The sequence below is a fragment of the Nitrosarchaeum koreense MY1 genome, from assembly GCF_000220175.1.
GTDB classification, from domain to species: Archaea; Thermoproteota; Nitrososphaeria; order Nitrososphaerales; family Nitrosopumilaceae; genus Nitrosarchaeum; species Nitrosarchaeum koreense.
In genome coordinates this window covers 74,477-93,688 of sequence record NZ_AFPU01000001.1, presented here as the reverse complement: position 1 = coordinate 93,688, position 19,212 = coordinate 74,477, and the positions used below count along the sequence as shown (strand labels likewise).

Annotated in this window: 19 protein-coding genes; 10 read left to right on the top strand and 9 right to left on the bottom strand. The window is 31.8% G+C overall.

All coding sequences use genetic code 11. The features are described from left to right. The first annotated feature begins 1 nt into the window (after position 1). The 10 genes from rfbF to MY1_RS00410 all read left to right on the top strand — a co-directional run bounded on the left by rfbF (position 2) and on the right by MY1_RS00410 (position 10,359). Positions 2-772, top strand: a complete 771-nt coding sequence (rfbF, locus tag MY1_RS00455) for a glucose-1-phosphate cytidylyltransferase (protein WP_007549469.1) — start codon at positions 2-4, stop codon at positions 770-772. After that, positions 769-1,836, top strand: a complete 1,068-nt coding sequence (rfbG, locus tag MY1_RS00450) for a CDP-glucose 4,6-dehydratase (protein WP_007549467.1) — start codon at positions 769-771, stop codon at positions 1,834-1,836. Before rfbF ends, rfbG begins: the two co-directional genes overlap by 4 nt. Positions 1,837-1,839: 3 nt before the next feature. Beyond that, complete coding sequence (locus MY1_RS00445; RefSeq protein ID WP_048109280.1) at positions 1,840-3,075, top strand: class I SAM-dependent methyltransferase; 1,236 nt, start codon at positions 1,840-1,842, stop codon at positions 3,073-3,075. After that, on the top strand, positions 3,072-3,599 hold the full coding sequence (gene rfbC, locus MY1_RS00440; RefSeq protein ID WP_048109277.1) for a dTDP-4-dehydrorhamnose 3,5-epimerase: 528 nt from the start codon (positions 3,072-3,074) through the stop codon (positions 3,597-3,599). The genes MY1_RS00445 and rfbC overlap by 4 nt, the downstream gene beginning before the upstream one ends. A gap of 24 nt (positions 3,600-3,623) precedes the next feature. Continuing rightward, positions 3,624-4,514 carry an SDR family oxidoreductase gene (locus MY1_RS00435; protein WP_007549462.1) on the top strand — a complete coding sequence of 297 codons (891 nt, stop codon included), beginning with the start codon at positions 3,624-3,626 and terminating at the stop codon, positions 4,512-4,514. Positions 4,515-4,598: 84 nt separating this feature from the next. After that, complete coding sequence (locus tag MY1_RS09435) at positions 4,599-5,507, top strand: glycosyltransferase family 2 protein (RefSeq protein ID WP_007549460.1); 909 nt, start codon at positions 4,599-4,601, stop codon at positions 5,505-5,507. An 8-nt stretch (positions 5,508-5,515) separates the two neighbouring features. After that, positions 5,516-6,670, top strand: coding sequence for a lipopolysaccharide biosynthesis protein (locus MY1_RS00425; protein WP_007549459.1), 1,155 nt, complete (start codon positions 5,516-5,518; stop codon positions 6,668-6,670). Between the two features lie 185 nt (positions 6,671-6,855). After that, on the top strand, positions 6,856-8,010 hold the full coding sequence (locus MY1_RS00420) for a glycosyltransferase family 4 protein (protein ID WP_007549458.1): 1,155 nt from the start codon (positions 6,856-6,858) through the stop codon (positions 8,008-8,010). Between the two features lie 46 nt (positions 8,011-8,056). Further along, positions 8,057-9,355, top strand: coding sequence for a nucleotide sugar dehydrogenase (locus MY1_RS00415; protein ID WP_007549457.1), 1,299 nt, complete (start codon positions 8,057-8,059; stop codon positions 9,353-9,355). Positions 9,356-9,420: 65 nt separating this feature from the next. Next, positions 9,421-10,359 carry an NAD-dependent epimerase/dehydratase family protein gene (locus MY1_RS00410; RefSeq protein WP_007549456.1) on the top strand — a complete coding sequence of 313 codons (939 nt, stop codon included), beginning with the start codon at positions 9,421-9,423 and terminating at the stop codon, positions 10,357-10,359. 16 nt (positions 10,360-10,375) lie between these two features. On the opposite strand, the gene MY1_RS00405 is transcribed toward MY1_RS00410, so the two are convergent. The 9 genes from MY1_RS00405 to MY1_RS00365 form a co-directional block, all read right to left on the bottom strand. Beyond that, positions 10,376-11,236 carry an FkbM family methyltransferase gene (locus tag MY1_RS00405; RefSeq protein ID WP_007549455.1) on the bottom strand — a complete coding sequence of 287 codons (861 nt, stop codon included), beginning with the start codon at positions 11,234-11,236 and terminating at the stop codon, positions 10,376-10,378. Between the two features lie 52 nt (positions 11,237-11,288). Beyond that, complete coding sequence (locus MY1_RS00400) at positions 11,289-12,011, bottom strand: SDR family oxidoreductase (protein WP_007549454.1); 723 nt, start codon at positions 12,009-12,011, stop codon at positions 11,289-11,291. Positions 12,012-12,046: 35 nt separating this feature from the next. Then, positions 12,047-13,120 (bottom strand): non-hydrolyzing UDP-N-acetylglucosamine 2-epimerase, encoded by a 1,074-nt coding sequence (gene wecB / locus MY1_RS00395; RefSeq protein WP_007549453.1) that lies wholly within the window; start codon positions 13,118-13,120, stop codon positions 12,047-12,049. Positions 13,121-13,171: 51 nt separating this feature from the next. After that, positions 13,172-14,347 (bottom strand): glycosyltransferase, encoded by a 1,176-nt coding sequence (locus MY1_RS00390; RefSeq protein WP_007549452.1) that lies wholly within the window; start codon positions 14,345-14,347, stop codon positions 13,172-13,174. Positions 14,348-14,420: 73 nt separating this feature from the next. After that, entirely contained in the window at positions 14,421-15,212 is a 792-nt protein-coding gene (locus MY1_RS00385; protein WP_192805771.1) for an N-acetyltransferase, read from the bottom strand. 19 nt (positions 15,213-15,231) lie between these two features. Then, positions 15,232-15,873 (bottom strand): PIG-L deacetylase family protein, encoded by a 642-nt coding sequence (locus tag MY1_RS00380; protein WP_007549450.1) that lies wholly within the window; start codon positions 15,871-15,873, stop codon positions 15,232-15,234. 49 nt (positions 15,874-15,922) lie between these two features. Then, the gene (locus MY1_RS00375) at positions 15,923-16,855 is read right to left on the bottom strand and encodes an NAD-dependent epimerase/dehydratase family protein (RefSeq protein ID WP_007549449.1); all 933 of its coding nucleotides are present in this window, start codon (positions 16,853-16,855) and stop codon (positions 15,923-15,925) included. Between the two features lie 4 nt (positions 16,856-16,859). Beyond that, positions 16,860-17,756, bottom strand: a complete 897-nt coding sequence (locus MY1_RS00370) for a glycosyltransferase family 2 protein (RefSeq protein ID WP_237698772.1) — start codon at positions 17,754-17,756, stop codon at positions 16,860-16,862. Next, positions 17,753-19,195 (bottom strand): B12-binding domain-containing radical SAM protein, encoded by a 1,443-nt coding sequence (locus MY1_RS00365; RefSeq protein WP_007549447.1) that lies wholly within the window; start codon positions 19,193-19,195, stop codon positions 17,753-17,755. The genes MY1_RS00370 and MY1_RS00365 overlap by 4 nt, the downstream gene beginning before the upstream one ends. Positions 19,196-19,212 lie beyond the last annotated feature (17 nt).

The window sequence follows — 19,212 nt, the reverse complement described above, 5'->3', positions numbered from 1 at the left end:
ATTGAAAGCAGTAATTTTAGCAGGAGGGTTAGGTACAAGAATTTCAGAGGAAACATCATCAAAACCCAAGCCATTAATCGATGTAGGTGGAATGCCAATTTTGTGGCATATTATGAAAATTTATTCATCGTATGGAATCAATGATTTTGTTATCTGTTGTGGGTACAAGGGCTATATGATAAAAGAATACTTTGCAAATTATTCCCTACACATGTCTGATGTCACATTTGATATGAAAAATAATTCCATGGAAGTTCATCACAAATCAGTTGAGCCTTGGAAAGTGACACTGGTAGATACTGGACTAAATACATTTACTGGAGGCAGACTAGGAAGAGTAAAAAAATATGTTAATGACGATACTTTTTGTTTTACATATGGAGACGGGATAGCAGACATCAACATTTCAGATTTGATAAAATTTCACAAAAGCAAGAAAAAAACTGCAACCATAACAGCTGTTCAACCGCCAGGAAGATTTGGAATGTTAGAGATAGAAAATGATGATGTGTTAAAATTTAAAGAAAAGCCAGAAGGTGATGGAAATTGGATCAATGGTGGATTTTTTGTATTAGAACCCAATGTCTTTGACTACATTAAAGGAGATTCAACGATTTGGGAAAGAGAACCATTAGAAAAGTTATCTCATGAGAGATCATTATCAGCATACAAGCATAAAGGATTCTGGCATGCTGTAGATACGCTTAGAGATAAAAATTATCTAGAAGAATTGTGGGCTTCTGGAAAAGCTGATTGGAAAATATGGGAATGAATTTAGATTTTTGGAGAAATAAAAAAATTCTACTCACTGGCCATACTGGGTTTAAAGGAAGTTGGCTTTCATTATGGTTACAAAAGTTGGGTGCAGATTTGGTAGGATATTCAAAATCAATTCCAACAAAACCAAGTTTGTACGAATTATCCCATGTTGAAGATAAGATGATCTCAATTATGGGAGATATAGGTGATTTGAATAAACTCAATGAAGTAATCCATGAACATAAACCGGAGATCATAATTCACATGGCAGCACAATCGTTAGTTCAGGAATCCTACAAAAATCCCATAGAAACCTACACTACAAATGTTCTTGGAACTGCAAATATCATGCAATCTATTCGTGATGTTAATTGTGTTCGAGTTTTAATTAATGTGACAAGTGACAAATGCTATGAAAATAATGATCTTGAAAGAGGATACAATGAGAATGATCCAATGGGAGGATTTGATCCATACAGTAGCAGTAAGGGATGCGCAGAACTTGTAACATCTTCATTTAGAAATTCATTTTTCAATCCTACAGAATATGAAAAACACAGAACTGCGATAGCAACTGCTCGAGCAGGTAATGTTATCGGAGGCGGGGATTGGGCGCAAAACAGAATAATTCCAGATGTCATGAAAGGAATATTAGAAAAAACCACAGTTAAGATTCGCAATCCAAATGCAGTTAGACCATGGCAATTCGTATTAGAACCGCTTCACGGTTACATGCTTTTAGCAGAAAAATTATGGTATGAAGGACCAAAGTTTTCTGAAGGATGGAATTTTGGGCCAGATTATAATGACATAAGATCGGTTTCATGGTTAGTTGAGAAATTATCACATCTGTGGAACACACAAATTAATTTGGAATATAACAAAGAAGGTTTTCATCATGAGGCAAACACTCTCAAACTAGATTGCACAAAGGCCAAACAAAAATTAGGATGGCAACCTAAAACAAATTTAGAGTTGGGATTAAAATTTGTAGTAGAATGGTACAAGCATTATGAGTTAGGAGATGATATTAGAGAAATAACAGAGCAACAAATTAAAGAGTTTAGCAAATTATGAGATATGAAAACTATACATTGTAGATATTGCGGTTCAGAACTGACTCAAAATTTCATAAATTTAGGAATGTCACCTTTGTCTAATTCATATCTTAATGCAGAACAAATTAACAAAAAAGAATCATTTTATCCATTGCATGTTTTTGTATGTGATAATTGTCTTCTTGTTCAGCTAGAAGAATTTGAGAGTCCACAGAATATTTTCACAAATTATGCATATTTTTCATCATATTCAAAGACATGGTTAGAACATGCACAAGAGTATGTCAATATGATGATCACTAGGTTTGGTTTTGATGAAAAAAGTCAAGTAATTGAGATAGCAAGTAATGACGGATATTTACTTCAATATTTCAAGGAAAAAAAAATCCCTATTTTGGGGATTGAACCTGCTGTAAATGTTGGAGAAGTTGCTGAAAAGAAGGGCATTCCTACAATTTTCAAGTTTTTTGGAACTGAGACTGCAAAAGAATTAGTTAGTTTGGATAAAAAAGCAGATTTATTGTTAGGAAATAATGTATTGGCTCATGTACCTAATCTGAATGATTTTGTAAAAGGACTTAAGATTTTACTTAAACCAAATGGTGTGATTACTATGGAGTTTCCGCATTTGTTAAAATTGATTCAACAAAAACAATTTGATACTATTTATCATGAACATTTTTCATATTTTTCATTTTTAGTAGTGCAAAAGATATTTGCATCTCATCAATTAACAATTTTTGATGTAGAGGAGATACCAACTCATGGGGGTTCATTACGAGTTTATGCAAAACATGAAGAAAATCAAAAATTCAAAATCAGTGAAAATATTGCAAAGTTGATTAAAAAAGAACATGAATTTGGAATAGATAAGATGGAAGTATATTCTAATTTTCAAAAAACAATTGAATTGTTAAAACAACAAATTTGCAAATTCTTTTCAACTATAAAAAATGAAAATAAAACCATTGTCGGATATGGTGCACCAGCTAAAGGAAATACATTGCTAAATTATTGTAAAATAGGGAATGATGTGATAAATTATACAGTAGATAAAAATCCATACAAACAAGGATTATTTCTACCAGGTACACATATACCGATACTAGATTTGGAAAAAATTAGAGTGACAAAGCCCGATTATGTTTTGATTTTACCATGGAATTTAAAAGATGAAATTATTCAACAAATTAATTTTATTAGGGAATGGGGTGGAAAATTTGTCACGGTTATTCCTGAGGTGAGAATTCATTTATGAAATTTGTTGAAACCAAACTTAAAGGTGCTTTCATAATAGAGATAGAAAAACAAGAAGATGAGAGAGGATTTTTTGCTAGAATATGGGATCATAAGAAATTTGCAGAGATGGGTCTTAATTCAAAACTCATTCAATTGAGTGTTTCATTTAATAAAAAAAGAGGAACACTAAGGGGAATGCATTATCAAATTGCACCATACCAGGAGACAAAATTAGTCAGATGTAACAGAGGTAAAATATTTGACGTAATTATAGATTTAAGAGAAAATTCTAAAACATATAGACAATGGTTTGGAATTGAGATGGATTCGAATAATAAGTATATGCTCTATGTTCCAGAGGGATTTGCTCATGGTTTTCAAACACTAGAAGATAACACTGAAGTGTTTTATCAAATTTCACAAGAGTATATGCCAGAGTATGCAAGAGGCAAACTTTGGAACGATCCGATATTCAATATTTCCTGGCCAATAAAATCACCCATAATATCAGATAAAGATGAGCACTGGCCAAAAGAACTTTAGTACAACTGCCTAATAAATTAAGAAATGAAGATTCTAGTAATAGGCGGAAGCGGCATAATTGGTTCTAAAATTGTTAGAAGATTCATAGAAAGTAAAAACGATGTAATCTACACATATTATGAAAATAAGATTGATGTTGGAATAGGACATAAACTTGACATTAGAAAAAAAGATGAAACTATAGATATAATTTCAAAAATTAATGCAGATTTGATCATTCATGCAGCAGCACTTACAAATGTCGATTTGTGTGAGATTGATAAAAAATTGGCAGATTCAATTAATGTAGAAGGAACAGAAAATATAGTAACAGGATGTCAAAGAATTAACTGCAAAATAGTGTACATATCAACATCCTTTGTTTTTAATGGAGAGAAAAACAAATATTTTGAAGAGGATGAACCATCTCCTACAACTTATTACGGTCTGACAAAATTAAAAGGTGAAAAAATAGTAAAAAATTCTAAACTATCATTTCTAATTTTAAGAACAGATCAACCATATGATTGGAAAGAAAAATGGCAACGTACTAACTCGGTTCTAAGAGTACTTCAAACGTTACAAGAAAGAAAAATATTGAATGAAATCATGGATTGGTATAATGTTCCCACATACATACCAGATTTTATTAATGCTTTAGAAAATTTGATTAATTGTAATTTATCAGGAATTTATCATGTTTGTGGTTCTGATTTTGTAAATAGGTATGAATGGTCTCTTTCCACTGCAGAAATTTTTGGATTAGATAAAAACTTGATAAAACCAATTTCATCGAAGAGTTTGAATCTTCCAGCAAAGCGTGTAAATGTAAATTTGAGTAATGAGAAACTTTTTCAAAAAACTGGAATTAAAATGATGGGAATAAAAGATGGAATAGAATCAATGAAAAATAATAATCCACTGAAGGAATATTGAATGAAATTAATTTTCATATTTGTTAATAAGTTACTTGAATTAAGAGGACACTTTTATTATGATTATATAAAATAAAGGAAATCGATGAACGGAGTAAAATTAAGTATTGGCATACCAGTATACAACGGTGAAAAATTCCTTCATAAAAAACTTGATTCATTGCTGGAACAGACTTTTACTAATTTTGAAATCATAATTTCGGACAATGCATCTACTGATTTGACAGCAAAAATCTGTGAAGAATATGCTAAAAAAGATAAGAGAATATGTTATTTTCGACAAAATAAAAACATGGGGGCATGGTGGAATTTTGGTTTTGTTTTAGAGAAAGCAAAATATGAATATTTTTTATGGTCAGCAGTAGATGATATTTTGTTACCTCAATTTTTAGAAGAAAATGTCAAAAAACTTGAATCCGATAAAAAAATTGCTTGTAGTGTCAGTAAAATGAGATTATATGGAAAAACCACGAATGAACTTGAAATTCGATCTAATGATTCAATATTTAAGAATAAAATAAAAAAGTTCAAAAAAACGTTTGGTCATTTAGATACTTTTCCAGCAACAGGATCATATGAAAAAAGAGTTAAGGAATATATCAAGAATCTTAGGCATAATCAAATTTTCTATGGTGTTTTTCGTACAGATCAAATAAGACAAGCTTACGTAAAAGATTCGTTTCTATGGAATGAGGGATGCATTATGCTAAATATTTTAAAATTTGGAGAGCTATTTGTTGTGGATAAAGTTTTGATGAATGTATATGATGAAGGTATGTCAAGAAAAGGAATGTTTGGAGTAGCAAAACAAATGCATCATGGTTTAATCACAACAATATTGCCAATGTATCCATTTACAAAATGGTGTGGAAAAAATTTAGGATCTGTGTTTATCATGAAAAATTTAGGTTTTTTTATCAAGATAAATTGCATCGGAGAGATTTCAATCATAGTTGATTTAATGAGAAAAATCAAGAGTATTGGTTCAAAGTGATAGATAATTTGAATAAAGTCAAAGAATTTTTTTCAAAATTCAAGGATTTAAGCTCATTAGGATTAGGAGTTGGAATTAGTAATGCGATTGGAGGCATATTTTGGTTTTATATGGCAGCACTGTTAGGTACGGAAAAATATGGTGAAGTCAGTTATTTAATTTCAATCGGAGTTATCGCTTCCATGATTGCTCTTATTGGGTCAGGAAACACAATCATAGTTTATGCTGCCAAAGGTGTAAAGATACAGCCTCCAATGTTTTTAATGGTAATTTTATCTTCTCTGATTACCTCAACAATATTATTTTTTATTTTTGTAAATGATTTCAGTATTAGTCTGTATGTTATTGGTTATGTAATTTTTATGCTGATTACGTCTAATCTTTTAGGAAAAAAATTCTATAGAAATTATTCAAAATTCATTATTGCACAAAAAATACTAATGGTAGCATTAGCTGTAGGGTTTTTTTATGTGTTAGAAATTCAAGGTATAATTTTAGGAATTGCAGTATCATTTTTTCCTTTTGGGTTTTTAATATACAAAGAATTTAAAAATACAAAAATAGATTTTTCATTGGTAAGTTCTCGCGTTGGTTTTATTTTTAATAATTATTTATTAGATCTGACAAACGCATTTAGGGGATCACTTGATAAATTAATTATTGCGCCATTGTTAGGTTTTGGATTACTTGGAAATTATCAACTAGGAATACAATTCATGGCTATGTTACATTTGGTACCTGGAATTATTTTCCAATACACATTAGCTCATGATGCTACTGGAAATCAGAATAAATTACTTAAAAAAATCATAATTTTATTTTCAGTTTTACTTGCAATTCTTAGTATAATTTTAGCTCCTATCATATTGCCTATTTTATTTCCTAAATTTATTGAGGCCATAGAAATTATTCAGATTATGAGCATATCGATTATTCCAGCTACAGTTATCACTACTTATGTTTCAAAATTCCTTGGCATGGCTAAAAGTAAAATTGTAATTATTGGATCAGGATTATATCTCGGGGTTCAAATTCCTGCAATTCTCATACTAGGTACAATTTGGGGAGTAAATGGATCAGCCATATCAATAGTAATTGCATCTACGGTACATGCGATTTATTTTATATTAGTTGAACGATTATTGAGTAAAAATCGTCACTAATTGATTTAAATCAGTTATGCAGTGTTTTGGTATTTTTACAATATATAATTAAATAAAAAACAATTACTAAAAACACAGTATTTTATGTGAAGTGAAGAGTAAAATAACAAGATAATCAAATTATTGTTTAAAACTTGAAGGAAACCAATTAAACGGATATTAAGAATCAAATTGCAACAAAAGAAATGAAAATTTGTATTGTTGCTCCTTATTTAGCATCTAAAGGAGGTGCAGGTAGATTTACATGGGAATTTTCAGATTATCTAGCATCAGTAAATGATACAGTAATTCTTGCTTCTTTATTCACAGATAGAACAATTTATGATGAGAAAAATAATTTGAAAATAATAGACTTGGCAGATCAATCAAGTCTTACACAATCAATAAAATTTTGGTTCAATCTGAAAAAAATACAAAAAAAACTCAAAACAATAGTGAATTCAGAGAATCCAGACGCTATACTTTTCATGAACTTTCCTGCTACATTGTGGGCTCAAAAATTTGACAATAAACCAGTTTTATGTTATCCTCAAGACATCAATTTACTATACACCAATACATATATCAAAAATTTATCATTTGGAAAATACATTTTATGGTTAATAATTAGAGTTTTTGTTCGTCCATTAGATAAAAAAAGATGGAAAAATTTCGATGAAATTATTTGTAACAGTAATTTTTCTGCCAACCACATCTCGAAAATTTACACAAAAATTCCAATCAGGGTAATTCATCTTGGTACAAGAACAAATGTTTTCAAAGCAACCAACATAGAAAAAAAGAGAGCATTTTTGTCAATAGCAGCACAAAAAGCCCAACGAACAGATTTTCTTATAGTTGCAGCAAAAAAAATGTATCAAAAGAGAAAAGATTTCGAGGTTTGGATTGCAGGAGATTCAGGTTCTCATAACAAAGAGCTTCGTGATCTTGTTGAGCGTCTTGGTATTTCAGATGTTGTAAAATTTTACGGTAAAGTAAGTGATGAGGAACTAGCTGTACTTTACTCTAAATCACTTGCCGTAGTGCATCTAGTAAGAAAACCTCCATTTGGCATGATAGTTACAGAAGCTATGGCTTGTGAAACTCCTGTAATTGCCTGCAAACCTGGAGGTACTGAAGAAACAATACTAGATAATGAAACAGGTTTTCTAATAGATGAAAACAATGAAGATGCTCTGATAAACTGTCTAGAGAAATTTTTGGACAATCCAGAACTAAGTTACAAAATGGGAAAATCAGCAAGATTACGAGTGAAGCAATATTTTGAAATGAATGAAAAAAACAGGGAATTCCGAGATCTTATTCAAGATTGGATAAAAATTAAAGCGAACAAGAATTGAAAATTTCATCTTCAAGTTTAAATTACATGCAAAAATGATTTGAGCTATGAAGGTTTGTGTTGTTGGTTTAGGCTATGTAGGATTAACTTTAGCGATAACTTTGTCAGATTGCGGAGTGATAGTGTACGGAGTAGACAGTAAGAAAGAAACTGTTTTGTCATTAAGAAATGGGAAGCCAACAATTTCAGAAAAGAATGTAGATTCGCTGTTACAAAAGCATCTTGGCACAAATCTGCACATATTAGAAAGCATTCCAGAGATTGACTTTGATGCTTACATAATTTGTGTTGGGACACCGCTCAATTCTAAAAATTCACCTATCCTAGATTACATAATATCTGCAAGTGAGGAGACAGGAATGAAATTAAAGAAAGGGCAGGTGGTGATTTTAAGATCCACCATTCCAGTAGGAACAACTAGGAATATCGTAATACCAATCCTTGAAGAAAAATCAAATCTCAAAAGCGGTGTTGATTTTGATGTAGTGTTTGCTCCCGAACGTACTGCTGAAGGTGTTGCATTATTGGAGCTTAAAACAAATCCACAGATTATCGGTAGTCTGACATCGGAGGGGATGGAAAAGACATCGCTTATTTTTAAACAGATGACACCAACGATTATTCCAGTATCTAGTATTGAGACTGCTGAAATGATGAAATTAATTGATAACACTTACCGTGATGTCAGATTTGCATATGCAAATGAGATTGCAATCATTTGTGAGACTTTAAAATTAGATGCAAAAGAATGTATTGAAAAAGCTAATTTTCAGTATCCACGTAACAACATTCCAATGCCTAGTCCAGGTGTAGGTGGACCATGTTTATCCAAAGATCCTTACATTCTTGCACATGTGGCAAGTCAATATGGCTACAAGCCAGAGATTATATCTCATAGCAGGTGGGTTAATGAGTACATTCCATCATTTCTTGCAAAAAAAGTTGTTAGAAAAATCGAAATGATGGGGAAAAAAGGAAACTTGAAAATTTTCATAATAGGATTTGCGTTTAAGGGTAATCCAGAAACAGGTGACATTAGAAATTCACCAACATTGATTCTTGTAGAAGAATTGAAAAAGCATTTTACAAATATTGTTGGATATGATCCAATTGTCCCTGCTTTAGATATTGAGAATATCGGCGTAAAAGTTACTACAATACAAAAAGGTTTTGAGGATGCAGATTGTGTAGTTGTTATGAACAATCATAAATCTTATCATTCTTTGAATATGAAGGAATTGTTACGCTCATCCTCCAAACCCTGTGTTTTTGTTGATTGTTGGTCAATGTTTAGAGATCTTAGAGAAGACAAGGAAATAATTTACACAGGTGTGGGAATTGATTAGACAGTTTGAAGAATTTTACCAATCAATAACAAAAACGTACGTAGCATTTACATGGTAAGATTTCAATGATCAAAAAGACGTTTTTAGTAACAGGTGGAGCCGGTTTTATCGGATCTCATTTAGTTGAGAGATTAGCTATGGAGGGCCATAATGTGATTTGTTTTGATAATGAATTCAGAGGCACATTCAAGAATTTTTCTACAGACATACTGAAAAAAATAACTGTAAAAAAAGGTGATGTGCGAAAATCTAGAGATTGGCCAAAATATTCTGGTAAAATTGATGCTCTTTTCCATTTCGCTGCAATTAATGGCACTCCAAATTTTTATTCTATTCCAGATATTGTTTTAGACGTTAATGTCAGAGGCACATTTAACGCGTTAGAATATGCTATAGATCATAAAATACCTCATGTCTTGTTTGCTTCATCATCAGAAACTTATGGAATTCCTGAAAAATTTCCTACATCGGAATCCGAGAAATTAGTGGTTCCAGATGTGAATAATCCAAGATGGTCATATGGAGCAAGCAAAACAATGGGTGAGGTACTCTGTGTGAATTATGCAAAAAAATATGAATTCAAATGTTCAATTATAAGATACAACAATCTATACGGTCCAAGAGATCAATATGGTCATGTCATACCAGATCTGCTTAAGAAAATTAGAAAAAATAACAAATTTTCTGTAGAAGGTACTGGAAGAGAGACACGAAGCTTTTGTTATATTGATGATGCAATAGATGCTACACTCATCATAGAAAGGAAACAGAAAAATCAAGTTGATATTTTCAATGTTGGGATTGATATTGAAACATCCATACGTGATTTAATAAAATATTTTGAAAGAATCTTAAATAAAAAACTAGAACCTAAATTCAAACAAAAAATCGGTTCAGGAACATCAAGGCGATTGCCAGACATAACAAAAATTAAAAAATTAGGATTTAAACCAAAAACATCTTTTGATGAAGGATTAAGAGATACTATAGAGTGGTACAAATAACATATACCAATAGATTTTAAGATTTCACGCACAAGAGATTGGTATATTCATCATGATATTTTCTAATTAATGATTGTACATCTGTATTTGTAATTTTCATATTCTTACTGTCAATGTCCATCATACTAAAACCATTCCTGATCAATAATTCAAGGTATGACGCAGGATCTAATCCCATATTTTTTATAGCATCTGGGTTGTATTCAACCATCATTTTCAATTCAGCATTGTTTCTCAGCATATTTGTCATTCCACCTAAAACTATACTTTCTGCTCCCTCAACATCCATTTTTACAAAATTAATCTTACGTTCAAAATTCTTGAAATAATTATCAGCAATAATTGCATCTACTTGAATTGAGTTCTTAGAATCTTGTTGTTCAGAACTTATATGATGACCTGCAGTATTTTGTTTGCTTAGTGCTAGTGTGACCTTCCCCTCTTTGTTAGATAATGCCTTCTGTTCCAATATTACATTCTTGTAGCCATTTGCTTCAATATTTTTCCTTAACAGTTCAAAATTGGTTGGATCTGGTTCAAAAGCAAATACCTTACCGGTATCACCTACAAGTTTAGCAAAAATTAGAGTATAATATCCAATATTTGCACCTATATCTATTACCACATCGCCTTTTTTGATTTCTTGTTTTACAAGATCTGTTTCAAATTTTTCATAAATATTGTTGATAGAAAGACATAACGAATCTTGTTTGTCCAGATACATGATGTGATCATCAATTTGTACGTATTCTTCTTTGAGAGAAGATTTTAGGTAATTAAATACAGTTCCAACTGCTTTGTTTCTTCCGATTCCATGTCCTGCAAGATGTTTAACAGTTTTGTTAAAAATAGGAGACAGTATTTTTTTCAGAGTCATACAAATGAGATGAGATGTTTGGTTTAAAAACTATTAATTAAAATCTAATAACTTAGATACATTCAAGTTTGTATTTCTTCCATCTTTTTGTATCAAGGCTCATATCAATTGTAAGTGGAGGTCCTGTATAATCATCTAATGTCATAGGTTTTACATCAGGAGTTGTCATTTTTGCTAAATCAAACATTGAGATTTTCTTGTCTCCAACAATATGGATTATACCCTCTAAATTATTTTCACAGATTTCCTTAATTCCATATGCAACTTTATCTGCAAAGATATACGTTCCAAATCGATCTGTAAATGCACCTGGGTATGGCCATTTTTTCTTTCCAACAAAATTTGTTCGAATTATAATGTGATTCAGTATTCTTTGTGCTTCATATTCGCCTAATAACTTGGTTAGCGCATAAAAATTCTCAGGGTATGGAATAGAACTTTCCACATACATTTCGTAGTGTCCATCAAAAACACAAGCTGTACTAATGTAAACAAATTTTGCATGTGGTGAAAACTTTGATGTTGCATCAACTAAATTTTTTGTTCCCTCCACATTTACTTTCATTGCTAACTCTTTATTTTCTTCACATCCTCGTACTGTTGTGTATGCAGCAGTATGAATTACAAGATCAAATTTTTCTTGATTAAAAAGAGCGTCAACCTGACTCTTATCACATATATCAAAATCTTTATGTTCAGGTGAAATGGAGTCTGGAAATAATTTTTTTAATTCAGAACCTAAAACACCAGTAACTCCAGTAATCAGTATGGTCATTTAGAATAATACCAGATTGTAGGTATAAAAAATGTTCAGTAAAGTTTTCCGTGTAAAATATTGATGACTTTTCTTGCAGTTTTTCCATCACCAAGGGCTTCTTTCCATTGCCAATCTGGTTTTCCAGAAGTAATGGATTCTGTAGCACGTAGTATGTTTTCAGGCTCCAATCCAGACAATATGTTAGAACCTGCTTCAATGATTTCTGGTCTTTCAGTGCTTTCCCTTATTGTTACACAAGGTTTCTTGAAATAAAGTGTCTCTTCAGGAACTGTTCCAGAATCAGTAAGTAGACAAAAAGCATTTTTTTCCAAATAAGTAAAATCAAAAAATCCTAAAGGATCAATTAATTGAACTCCTTTTGGAATTTCAATATTTTTCATTTTACTAGTTGTTCTAGGATGAATAGGATAAATAATTTTTTTACCAAATTTTTTGTGAATTTTTTCAAGACCAGAAAAAATATTCTTTAATGACTTTACATTGTCAACATTTTCGCTTCTGTGTGCTGTGACAAGAAAGTATTCATTTTTTTTAATTTTTAGTTTTTGAAATATTTTACTTTTCTCAATTTTAGGCATATAGTGTTCTATTACCTCAATTATTGGATTTCCTACAACAAAGATTTTACTTGGATGAATATTTTCCCTAATTAGATTTTCTCGAGAATAATGAGTGTATGGTAACAATACAGTAGAAAGATGATCAATCATGACACGGTTTTTTTCTTCAGGCATTCTAAGATCATAGCTTCGCATACCTGCTTCTAGATGAGCAATTTTTATTCCTTGATGTGCGGCTGGAATTGCAGAAAGTCCGCTGTTAGTATCACCTAGAATTAACAATATGTCTGGATTTTCCTTTTTTAGAAGTTTTTCCGTTTTAACAATGACATCAGCTACTTCTATTCCATATGCTTCAGTGTTTACTTTTAAATCATAATCAGGTTTTCTAATACTCAGATCATCAAAAAAAACTGAATTTAATTCCCTAGTGTAATTTTGACTTGTGTTGACCATTATATGTTCAAAATTTTTATCCAACAATGCAAATATTCTACTTAAACGAATAATTTCTGGCCTGGTTCCAAAAATAGACATTATTTTCATTAGATATCGGCTCTGATTATACGTGAATTAAAAAGTTATTGATAAAATATGCTAGTTCAGAAAAGTTTCAAATTCTTTTAAAAATCTATTTGCAACATTTTCCCAAGTATAGTTAGCCTCAACATATTGCCTGCCTTTCCTCCCAAAACTTTCTAAAGATTCATTATTAAGCAGTGAAATTATTTCAGACTCAAATTGCTCCAAATTAGCATAAATCAATATTTTTGATTCATCTGGAAAATCATACAATAATCCTTCCAAAGGAGTTGCCAAAACAGGTTTACCACAAGCCAAAAGATCAAAAATTTTAACTGGAGATAATTTTTTTGTCATGTCAGTAATTTCAAATGGATTAATGCATAACTCTGCAAGACTACAATATCTAGGTATATGCAAATATGGTACATAATCAGTAAAGACGACTTTGTCCTGTATTCCTAATTTTTTTGATATCTCTTTGAGATTCTCAAGATGTGCTCCTCCACCTACAACAAGTAATTTGAAGTGAGGAATTTTTTGGACAATCTTAGGAATTGAATTTAGGATTACAGGCAATCCTGAAATTGAGTGTATACTACCCAAATACATTACAACCCGATCTTGGTCAGAGATTTGAAGATTTTTCTGTAGCTCTAAATCTTTAGGTAAGGGTTTCATGATATTTGGATCAACTCCTTGTGGAATTATGATTACATGTTTTGATTTCATATCTTCAGACCATTTTTTCATAAACGGGGTGTTTGCGATCACTTCATCAAATTCTGGATATGCGGATTTTTCAAATTTTAAAACTATATTCTTCAAGTATTTTTCATCAATCAAATCATGAACAACATCAAATGTTCTATGGATAATAGGAATGTTAGATTCTGTACATGCTTTTATGGTAGCCTTTGCATTTGTCACAATAGAGTATAATAAAACAATATCAATATTGTAATCTTGCAAAGTTTTTTTAATAAAACGATATGATGTAAAATAAGCAGAGATACGATTCAGACCTTTAATAGGTATTACAGGAGTTCTCAAAAGTTTAACAGATGATTTTTCATATATTCTATGATAGTTGTCTACATCGCTAGTTTCTTTATTTGATGATTTTCCTGGATCTGGAATGTCTATTGCATAAACATTATGACCCTTTAAAGAAAAGAGCTCTGATAAATGATGGATTTCGTACGTAACTTTCTTTATCCAATCAACTTCATGAATTATTAAAATATTCATGTTTTAGTAAAGAAATATGTTGTTTTATAGTATTTTATGTTTTGATGCAAATCACTAGTTACAACTGTTTTAGTTAAATTCCATATTGTTTACGAATGTCTTCTTTTATGAAACTTTGTTGATCAACATCTTTTATTTTTTTTGCAGGATTTCCTGCAACTATTATCCTTGGTGGAATATCTTTGGTAACTATAGCACCAGCAGCAATAATTGCTTCATGTCCTATTTCAACTCCAGGACAAATAGTGACGCCACCACCGATAGCACAGCCGAGTCGTAATTTTGCACCTCTAATTGTAGAAGGAACATTACGTAAATGTCCAATTGGAGAATTATTTGTAAATGTAACACCTGGTCCAATAAACACATATGATTCAATCATTGTTTCAGCACAAACCATGGTATTATTATGAATAGCACATCTTTTTCCTATTGAAACATTGTTTTCACAAATGGTGTTTGAACCAATAGTTGTATCTTCTAAGATAGTTACATTTTCTCTAATGATTGCATTATGATTGATCCAACAATTATCAGAAATATTTACACCCAGATATATCGTAACTCCTGTTCTAATCAAAACATTTTTTCCAATTTTTATTTGATATAACACTTTATTTGGATTTTCATCTTTTACTTGAGACTGTTTTGGTTCATAATAATGTCCAGTAATATTACCATATCCCAATACAGAATTATCTTCTACAGTGGTATTATCATCAAGTGAAACAGATTTTAAAAATACATTATTTCCAATTTTACAATTATTACCAATTCTAATATTTCCAACAAGAACTACATTATCATTAATTTCACAGTTTTTCCCAATGATAATTTTTTCATTATCAAGATTTTTGTTAGTCATAATCATTTTCCTCAACACATCATACAAAAAAATCTACAATTTTTCCTACTTGAAATCCCTCAGCATAATCATTACCTGAAATATGTCCCCAGTATCTCTCTCTTTCAAATATTTCTCTTTTCCATCTGATTTCCCTACGAGCCCACTCGGATACATATTGAGAGAGTATTTTTTCTTTAAAGAGATATGATTCCTGATTAAAACTAAAAAATAAGTTAGGCGTAAAAATATTTACATTATCACCATAAGAATTGGATTGATACATGAGGAAATTTTTTACATTTCGAAAGGCGGTTCTAGATATTTCCCAAGTTGCCTTATGATCTGTATTAAGGTCCCCAAACCAGTGAGTAAAAACAGCATCAATTTTTTTGGTGTTTGCAATTCCTTCTAAGATTTGCATTATTTTTTTATTATACGCTAATTTGCTGTTAGGTTCTTTATCAGTCGGAATGTAATCTGCACCAATAAGTTCAAACGATTTTAATCCGTATTCTAATGCCTCTGATTCTTTCATTCCTTCATTTTCATCTTTTCCATATTGAGAGCTGCATACAACTACTGAGAAAATATTATGGCCTTTTTCCCTTAACTTTTTTAAAGTAAGACCGCATCCAAGTTCAATATCATCCCAATGTGCTCCAATTGCAAGTATATTCACTGTTAATCAACACCAGTAAAAACAGGTCAGTCTTAAATTTGCTGATTTATTATAATTTTGAATAGGTTTGAGATTTTACGAACTTTGTGATTCCATCTTTAAGACCAATAGTCGGTGTAAAGTGCAAGTTTTGCTTGATTTTATTTGGATTTGTGGAGCTGTGAACAACTACGCCAGGAATGGATTTTTTGTGTATTGTTTTTAGTCCTGACTTGTTTGCAGCTAAGAGGAAAATTTCCGATAGTTCATTAATTGAGGTAGATTTTCCAGTTGCCAAGTTAAAGACATCAAAAGATTTCTTTTTGTATTTTAAAGCCAAGTAAAACGCTTGTGCAACATCGTCAACGTGAATAAAGTCCCTTGTCTGTTTTCCATTTCCAAATATTATTGGGGGTTTGTTTTCGTTTAATCTATCCATGAATTTGGAGATCACTCCAGCGTACGCATCGTTTTGACGTGGTCCGTAAATGTTAAATGGTCTCAGTGCCGTAATGTTGATTCCAAACAAACTTGAGTAAATTTTGCAATATTGCTCACCAGTCAGCTTGGTAGAACCATAAACAGAAGTAGGAACTGTGGGTGATGTTTCAGTTATTTTTTTCTCATAATCCCCATAGATTGCAGCAGATGATGTAAAAACAAGTTTTTTGATTTTCCTTTTTCTACAAAATTCAAGAACATTCAAAGTACCATTAACATTTACATCATTTACAAAAATTGGATTACTTATTGATTCTACTACACTAGCTATTGCTGCCAGGTGAATTATCGCATCGACTTTGGGAAGCTTCATGACTTTTTTGAAATCTCGAATATCACATTTGATGAATTGAGCTTTTTTTGAATCTATGAATTTTTTGATATTAGAGTAAAGACCACTATTTAGATTATCAACGATTATTGGAAAATGATTCTTTGAAACTAATAATTCAGTCAGATGTGAACCTACAAAGCCAGCTCCACCAGTAACAAGAATTTTCATAAAATCACTTTGAAGAGTTTTCTCGTACGAGATTTACTATAGAATATAAAATGATAGAAGTCATAAGTAAAACGGTGCCAAAAATTATTGTGCCAACACCAATTACGGCAGCACTCAACAGAATTTGTCTTGTTTCTGTAAATCCCTGAATCGTCATAATTGTAAATATCAGTCCTATTCCAAAAAAAATCAGCCCTGGAATTCCATAGAATTTCAAAGGATGCTCAATTGAGATAAATTTTAGCGTACTCAGTGTTACAGATACGCCATGCGAAACTGGATGTTGTGTAGAGGTTTTGCCTTCATATGATACAACTATTGGCACTTCAGCAATTTTAAACCCATTTTTACTTGCTTTCATAAGAATTTCATTTGATACTCCCATACCTTGTTCTGATGGAGTTATTGCTGAAAGAACAGTTTTACTATATGCCCTAAAACCGCTTTGAGAATCAGATACTGCATCCTCTAAAGAAGCATTGGCAAGTTTAGTTATCATTTTTATTCCAATCTTTCTGTATTTTGGAATGTTTTCCTGATTTCCCTCAAGGAATCTTGAACCAATTACTAGATCTGCCTGGTTTTTAATGATTGGTTCGGCAACAGGCAATACATCAGAGATTCTGTGTTGACCATCAGAGTCCATTGTAACTAGAACATCACTTTCTAATTCTCTAGCTTTAAGAAAGAGTGATCGTATGGCGCCACCATATCCAATATTTCTTTCATGATTAATTACAACTGCCCCCATTTTTTCAGCTATTCTTCCAGTATTATCACTAGAACCGTCATTACAGACAATGATTGTATCTGCTATTTTGCTTAAATTTTCAATTATGGAGGCAATATTTTTTTCTTCGTTATACGCCGGAATTCCTACAGTAATTTTCAAATTAATCACTTGGTATCTTTTTTCAACATCTTGTAACCATTGTAATACATTGCAAAATCTTTGAAACTTCTAACACTAAGCAATTTTTTGAGTATGTAAGAAGGTCTGAAATAATATTCACGGTATGCTCTTTTTGCCCAATATGCCAAATCTTTGGCAGATAATGCATTTGTAGTTAAAACTGGAGCTTGAATTCCACCAGAACCAACACCGGCATAGACAAACTTGTCCCAAGTATCATCTAGTTGAATCAAGCCAGACTTTATGGCTTCATCATACAGCTTGTTACCAGGAAACGGCATAGTTATTGCAAACTGCGCATACGTACAATCTAATTTTTTTGCAAACTCGATTGTTTTCTTGATTGTCTCTTCTGTTTCTTGTGGCAACCCAATCATATAATATCCAACAGTCTGAATTCCAGCCTCATGTGTCCATCTTACGGCATCCTCAGCTTGCTTGAGAGTTGCTCTGCCACCTTTAATTTCATGAATAAACACTCCATGTTCTATTCCATAAGAGATCATCCTGCATCCTGCTTTTTTCATTTCCAATAGCAATTCCTTGTCAACTAGATCTACACGAGTTTCAGCATCCCAATCTAGCTTGAAACCTAGTTTTTCAGGATTCATCGCCTTCATTAATGTCATGGTTGCTTTTCTATTAAGCGACATCACATCATCATAGAAAGTCAATTCTTCGATTCCATATTCTGAATGAAGATATTTGATATGATCAACTACATACTCAGGAGACTGGTTTCTAAATTTTAATCCAAAACTATTTTCTCTATTACAGTAATTGCAGAAAAATGGACAACCGCGAGACCACATAATACTAGACCATTTTTTTCCAGTACTCTTTGGAGGATGTGGGTGATAACCGTCAGGAAAATGTGGCAATTTATGATAAGCAGGATATGGCAATGAATCCATATTATCTATGTATGATCGCGGTGCTGTTGGTACTACTTTTCCTTCCTTTCTGATAAACAAACCAGCTACATCAGAGAGAGGTTTCCCACTAACAATCTCTTCGATTTGTCCTTCACCCTCATCATACACAATTACATCTAATGCAGGACATTTTCTCATAGTGACATCAGCTAGAACAGCATGTGGTCCTCCTAAAACGGTAAGAATTGACGGATTGACTTCTTTTACAGCAGTTGCAGCTTCTAATGCAGGATTTGCAAAAGGAGTAAATGCACTAAATCCAACTAGATCAGGATTGTGTTTTTTTACTGCCATTTTTACATCGTAAACATAATTTTTTGAGAAATTACCATCAAGAATATCTAAAACATTAACATCGGGTAGTCTTTCAATAACTCCCGCAAGATAAGCCAAGCCCAATGGAGGTTGTGGATGAGGATCTGCATCAGAGCCACCTTGTAAAGCATTTGACCCTGTAGGTGGACGAGTAAGTAGAATCTGCTTATATTTCATAATTAAAACAGAATCTA